This is a genomic window from Aminobacter aminovorans, from assembly GCF_900445235.1.
GTDB classification, from domain to species: domain Bacteria; phylum Pseudomonadota; class Alphaproteobacteria; order Rhizobiales; family Rhizobiaceae; genus Aminobacter; species Aminobacter aminovorans.
Window position 1 is genome coordinate 1 of record NZ_UFSM01000002.1, and the last position, 6,609, is coordinate 6,609.

A 6,609-nucleotide genomic window follows, 5' to 3' on the forward strand; every position below is an offset into this window, starting at 1 on the left:
ATGCCACAAGCCTACATCGTCGATGCCATTCGCACGCCCGTGGGGCGCAAGAACGGGGCGCTCGCCCATCTGCATTCGGCAGATCTGGGCGCGACCCCGATCAAGGCCTTGATGCAGCGAACCGGCGTGGACCCGGCTGCAGTCGACGACGTCATTTATGGCTGCACCGAGACCATTGGCCCGCAGGCGGGCGACATCGCCCGCACGTGCTGGCTCGTCGCCGGGATGCCGGACCACGTCCCCGGAGTAACGATTGACCGCCAGTGCGGCTCGGGGCAGCAGGCCATCCATTTCGCCGCACAGGCAGTGATGAGCGGCACTCAGGACCTGGTCGTCGCTGGTGGCGTGCAGAACCTCAACCTGATCCCGATGGGCGCAGCCATGCGGGTTGGTGACCAATTCGGCTTCCCCGACCCCTTCTCGACATCTCGCGGGTGGCTCGCCCGCTACGGCGACCAGGAGGTCAGCCAGTTCCGCTCGGCCGAAATGATCGCCAGAAACTGGAACTGCAGCCGCGCAGAGATGGAGCGCTTCGCGTTGGAAAGCCACCGACGCGCCATTGCTGCCATGGATGGCGGGCTCTTCGCCGGCGAGATCGTTCCGGTCGGCAACTTCGCCGTCGATGAACCTCCGCGCCGCGACACGTCACTGGAAAGGATGGCCAGCCTGAAGACGCTTGTCGATGGTGGCAGCATCCATGCTGGCGTAGCCAGCCAGAACACCGATGCCGCGGCGGCTCTCTTGATCGCATCCGAAACGGCCCTGCGCGATCATGGGCTAAAGCCCCGCGCCCGTATCCACCATATCTCGGTGCGTGGAGCTGACCCGATCTGGATGCTGACCGCGCCGATCCCCGCGACTCGCCATGCGCTGCAAAAGGCCGGCATGACGCTCGACGACATCGACCTGTTCGAATGCAATGAAGCATTTGCCTCGATACCGATGGCATGGATGCGTGAACTGGGCATCCCCCATGAGAAGGTCAACGTAAACGGCGGCGCGATTGCACTCGGACATCCGCTGGGGGCGACCGGCGCCCGCCTCATGACATCCCTGCTCAACGAACTTGAACGCCGCCGTGGACGCTACGCGCTGCAAACAATGTGCGAAGGCGGCGGTCAAGCCAACGTCATCATTATCGAGAGGCTCTGACACAGCAGAGACCATGAGTTCGATTCCGCATTAAATATAAATAAGCATAATTTAATGTAATTCTGATATCTGAATTCTAAATGCCTAAAACAACTATTAAATACAAACGGTTAAATCATGAATCTGCCGCAAAACTAAAGTTACAGTGAACTGTCCATTGAGCGAGGATTACATTTATATATTTCAATTTATCGTCCGAATGGACGACTACAGATATCAACAGACATGAAATTACCATCTTGGGCATCGTGACAACATGTGAGCCCCGATTGGAATTTCCAAAAACCCTGACTGCCCAAATCCATATTGGCCTCACGGATCGGATCGGAAACCAAGATGATACCAGCTTCAACGGATGTACTTGTAATTGGCGGGGGTCCTGCCGGATCCACTGTCGCGACGATTCTGGCCACGCATGGCATCACCGCCACCGTACTTGAGCGGGACGTCTTTCCCCGGTACCACATCGGCGAGTCCCTGCTTGCCTCGCTGATGCCAATGCTGGATGCGATCGGCGCCGGCGAAAAGGTCAAGCAGCATGGGTTTGTCGAAAAGCCGGGCGGCTACTTCAACTGGGGCAACGAAAAGTGGTCCTTCCGCTTCGACGAAATCGAAGGTGCGCCCTCTCACTCCTATCAGGTCAAGCGCTCGGAATTTGACAAGCTGCTGCTCGATCATGCCGCCGAGACCGGTGCCGGCGTCCACCAGAACGTGAAGGTCAGCAAGATCAATTTCGACAATGGGCGGGCCGTGGCTGCGGAATATCTCGACCGCAACTCGGGCACGACCGGCACCATCCGCTTCAAGTATCTGGTAGATTGCTCGGGCCGCAGCGGCGTCATCGCCAATGTACATACCAAGGACCGTCATTTCCACGACGTGTTCAAGAACGTTGCGATCTGGTCATATTGGAAGAACACCAACCTCAATTATGACGACCTTCCTGCCGGCTCGACGCGGATCATATCGATCGAGTCCGGCTGGATCTGGTTCATTCCCCTCAGCGACGGCACCGTCAGTGTCGGCACGGTCTTGACCCGCGACCAGTTGCGCAAAGAGCGCGACAAGAAGCGCAGCGCCGAAGACGTCTACGACCAGTTGCTACGCGATGATCCGGAGGCCGCAATTATCCTGAAGAACGCTCAGCGCAGCGAAATCCGGATGGAGACCGACTATTCCTATACCTCCGATAAGTTCTCCGGGCCCGGCTATTTCATGTGCGGCGATGCCGCCTGCTTCCTCGACCCTCTCCTGTCGAGCGGAGTTCACCTTGCGATGGTTTCCAGTCTGATTGCTGGTGCATCGATCGCCAGTATTCTCAAAGGCAAACTGCCCGAGGACAGGGCGGTCAATTTCTTCGAGACGAGCTATCGCCAATCCTATCTCCGGTTCCTGATGATGGTTTCGTCCTTCTACGATCTCAACAAGGGTCAGGCCGGCTATTTCTGGGAAGCGCAGCGGCTGACGTCGAAGGACTACTCCGAAAAGGACATGAAGAAGGCCTTCGTCAGTATCGTCTCGGGTGGCGCTGACTACACCGAAGTTCGGGATGGCCAGTATGGTGAAATCGTCGCCAAGAAAGTTGCAGAGAAGCTGCGCCAGGGCGTCGACATGCGCCGCAACGCGGGCCAGTTCGGCGACGAGACAAAGCGCGAGAACATGCAGTTCATGGATGCGCTCAACGGACTGCATTTCCTGCAGGCCAATGCCGCCATCGACGGGCTCTATGTCGTGACCCAGCCAGCGATCATCCTGGCGGAAGCGGCCTAGTCATTGAAGCTCAGCCGCCGGACGGCCTCGCTCGGCGGCTGCAGCGACAAGGAACTCCAGCATTCGCCACTTGCCGGACCGGGGCTCATCCTCCGGGCCAGCAGACGACAACGATCTGCTTGAGCAGCGGCAAATGCGCCGCAGCGACGTCAGACGCTTTGATCAGGTGAAACCCTGCTATGGAAAACTGGTTCGCATTTTCGGCCGCGACCATCGCGCTGCTTTTTGTGCCTGGTCCAACCAACACCCTCATTGCCACGAATGGCGCGATCCTGGGCCTGCGCCGTACGTTGGGCCTACTTCCGGCAGAGTTGTGCGGATACCTTATGGCAATTGGCGCATGGGCCTTAGGCATCGGCGTCGCATCGCAGCATATTGCGTCCGCCTCGATCATTGCGGCCCTGGCCGCGAGCCTCGTGCTGTTGATATCGGCAATCAAACTTGCGCAGTCGGATGGCCACGAACAGGGTCGTTCGGCCTCGCGCCGAACAGACATCTTTTTTGTCACTTTGTGCAATCCCAAGGCGTTGATATTTGCCCTGACCATCGTTCCATTCCTGCGCGACGGCGACGTTCCCTCCGCCCTGCCCTATCTCGTCTGGCTCAGCGTTCTCATTGTAGCGATCGGCGCAGTTTGGAGCATGATAGGTGCGGGCATTGCACGCCAATTCCGACTGGCCATCTCGCCTCGCTTCTTTGCCAGGGCTGGCGCAGTGATCCTGCTGTTTTTCTCGATATTCCTGTTTGTGACCACCGTCGTCAGGGCGTTGCACGGACAATAACCTCAACCGGCAACCCGGACCTCGTCAGGCAGCCGCAGACGCGGCGCCTTGAGCATGACCGCGCCAATCCTGCACCCCGTCATGGCGCCCCCAGCCCAACAGGTACTGAGATGATTACAGAAGACGCTGACTGGAAATTCACCACCATTCCGGATCTTTGCGCCCGCGCCGCCCAAATCTATGGCACACGGACGGCAATCGAAGACGGGATTGCCCTCACCTTCATGGAGCTCGATACCGCCCGACGCCGCATCGCCAAGGCGATGATTGCAGCGGGCGTGAACAAGGGCGACCGGATCATGATCTGGGCGCCCAACAGCTGGAGATGGTTCGCCACAGCCCTCGGCCTCGTCAGCGCAGGAGCCGTCCTCATTCCAGCGAGCACCCGCTTCAAAGGCGGCGAGATTGCCGAGCTCGTCCAACGTAGCGGAACCTCAATGCTGTTTTCGGCCGGGGATTTCCTTGGAACCTACTATCCTGACCAACTCAAAGCGGAAACGAAAGCGGTGCTGCGCCAGGTTGTCGTCATTGGTGAAGCGCGCGAAACGGAAAAGGATTGGGACAGCTTCCTCGCCGGAGGCGACGTTGTCAGTGATGACGAACTCGCTGAGCGCGAGGCGACAATCGCGCCAGACGATCTCTGCGACATGCTGTTCACCTCAGGTACGACTGGCTATCCCAAAGGTGTGATGTACGGCCACCAGCAGTGCCTCAAGGGGGTCGATGCGTGGGCGACAAGGGTCGGCATTCGCGAGCATGATCGGATCCTTGTCATCCCGCCTCTGTTCCACGTCTTCGGCTACCGCGCAGGCGCATTGGTGGCACTGATGCGTGGAGCAGTGTTCATGCCGCATCTGACGTTTCATGCCGGCGAGATACTCGATCGCGTGTCCTCGGAAAAGGTGAGCGTCATCCCGGGACCGCCTGCCATCTTCCATGGCATGCTCCAGCACCCGGAACTGGACAAATTCGATACCAGCAGCCTGAGGCTTGGCATCACCGGCAGCACAGTGGTGCCGCCTATTCTGGTGCGGCGCATGCGCGACGAGCTTGGCTTCGAGGGCGTTGTCACCGGCTACGGGCTCACTGAATCCGGCGGCTATGGAACTATGTGCCTGGCCGACGATCCCGACGAAGTTATTGCGAACACCGCTGGCAAGGCCGCCCCCGGGGTCGAGGTTGGCATCATGTGCAAGGGCAGACTTCTACCTCAGGGACAGCCGGGCGAGATCGTCATCCGCGGCTACATCGTCATGAAAGGCTACTTCAACGACCCCGAAGCCACTGCCGAGACAATCGACGCCGAGGGTTGGCTGCATACTGGTGATGTTGGTCATATCGATGCGAACGGCAATCTGCACATCGAGGACCGCCTCAAGGACATGTACATTGCCGGGGGCTTCAACTGCTATCCGGCCGAGATCGAACGCATCCTGAGCACGCACCCGGCGATCGGCATCGTCGCGGTCATCGGCGTCCCCGACGCTCGTCTCGGCGAAGTTGGCAAGGCGTTCGTCATCCTTCGCCCGGGCACCAGTGCCACTGAAATGGACATCATGAACTGGTCTCGGGACAACATGGCCAATTACAAGTGCCCACGCAGCGTCGAGATCAGGAACTCACTTCCAACCAGCGCCCAGGGAAAGGTGCTGAAAAACCTGCTTCGGGACGAAGTCTTGCAGCGCATCTGAAGTAACGGCCTGTCTCGACGGCGCTGGTCAGATGCGTAAGCGCCATGCCCTTCGCCGCAGAGCGCCGTTGGCAATGACCATTGGCGCCGTGCACGTCTATCATCCTGCGCAGTCAATGGCCTGGGGTAGATATCGCTCTTGATTAGGTCGGTCAGCTGAAGTGTTCGGAAATTTCTTTACGACTATCGGAGTTTGAGGATCATGGCATTCATTCGACTGACACGACTGCCCGATCACGTCGATGTGCATCTCCACTACAGACACGTAGTTGCTGTCAGTACAGTCGATGGCAATACCTTCATACGCACGACGGCGACGAACTCGGACGGGAACGGGCACTCGGTATCAGTTCAGGAAACCGCCGAAAATGTGATCGCTCTGCTGGAGGCGGAAGAACGCCGGCGCCTGTAGTCACCCGGATCCAACGTATTTTGTGCGCCGCAGTGCCGCAACGTCTGAAGTTGCGGGCACACGAATTGGCAAGATGCAAGGCGCCGATTAGCCATCTATGGCGTGAAGACCAGGGACGCGGCTCTGGCGCGCCAGCCAACCTCACAAGACCTGACGAAGGAAGGCTTTCAGCCGCGAACTTGTGGGATCTCTGAAAAACTGATCCGCAGGCGCTTGCTCGACGATTTCGCCCTTTTCCATGAACACGCAGCGACGTGCTACGCGGCGGGCAAAGCCCATTTCATGGGTGACGCAGACCATGGTGATGCCGGTTGCCGCCAGATCTTCCATAATACGCAGCACCGAGCCGACCGATTCCGGATCGAGCGCCGATGTCGGCTCGTCGAACAGCATGACGCTCGGCTGCAGGCACAGCGCTCGGGCGATTGCGACACGTTGCTGCTCGGCGCGACCTGCCGAAATCGGCTTCACTTGCCGACGTCGCCTTCGTCAGGCTGGGCCTGGTTGTCGGTGCCAACAACAGCACCCAGATGGACGAGCTCGGTCAATTGCCCGTCAGATGCCTGTCTATCGCGACCCGTCGACAAGACAGGTGAAACACTGTCGTCTGTGGCCTATTTGGGGCAGTCACTTGCCATCCAGCGCTACAATGCCCACGCCGTCATGACCCATTGGCCTCGGCACACATGGCAGTCTCTAATTCCGACACAGGCTGCCTCGTGGTGCGAAGCTCGCATTTCCTCAAACGAAACTCTCCGCGTGCCGAATCCGTGCTGACGCGGGTCGTACCCGCGTCAGTTGTC

General features: G+C 59.0%; 4 protein-coding genes and 1 pseudogene. 4 read left to right on the plus strand and 1 reads right to left on the minus strand.

Annotated features, from left to right (window positions below; genetic code table 11):
* From DY201_RS24660 to DY201_RS24675, 4 genes are all read left to right on the plus strand, one after another.
* Positions 1–1,152, plus strand: a 1,152-nt coding sequence (locus tag DY201_RS24660; protein WP_115733986.1) for an acetyl-CoA C-acetyltransferase, incomplete at its 5' end; no start/stop codon positions are given.
* A 336-nt stretch (positions 1,153–1,488) separates the two neighbouring features.
* A complete protein-coding gene (locus DY201_RS24665; protein ID WP_131922392.1) occupies positions 1,489–2,922 on the plus strand; it encodes an NAD(P)/FAD-dependent oxidoreductase in 1,434 nt (477 codons plus the stop codon).
* 179 nt (positions 2,923–3,101) lie between these two features.
* Positions 3,102–3,704 carry a LysE family translocator gene (locus DY201_RS24670; protein ID WP_115733988.1) on the plus strand — a complete coding sequence of 201 codons (603 nt, stop codon included), beginning with the start codon at positions 3,102–3,104 and terminating at the stop codon, positions 3,702–3,704.
* A gap of 110 nt (positions 3,705–3,814) precedes the next feature.
* Complete coding sequence (locus tag DY201_RS24675; RefSeq protein ID WP_115733989.1) at positions 3,815–5,395, plus strand: FadD3 family acyl-CoA ligase; 1,581 nt, start codon at positions 3,815–3,817, stop codon at positions 5,393–5,395.
* A gap of 552 nt (positions 5,396–5,947) precedes the next feature.
* Here the strand turns inward: DY201_RS24675 and DY201_RS24685 are convergent.
* Positions 5,948–6,271: pseudogene (locus DY201_RS24685) on the minus strand (AAA family ATPase); the annotation flags it as partial.
* Between the last annotated feature and the right edge of the window lie 338 nt (positions 6,272–6,609).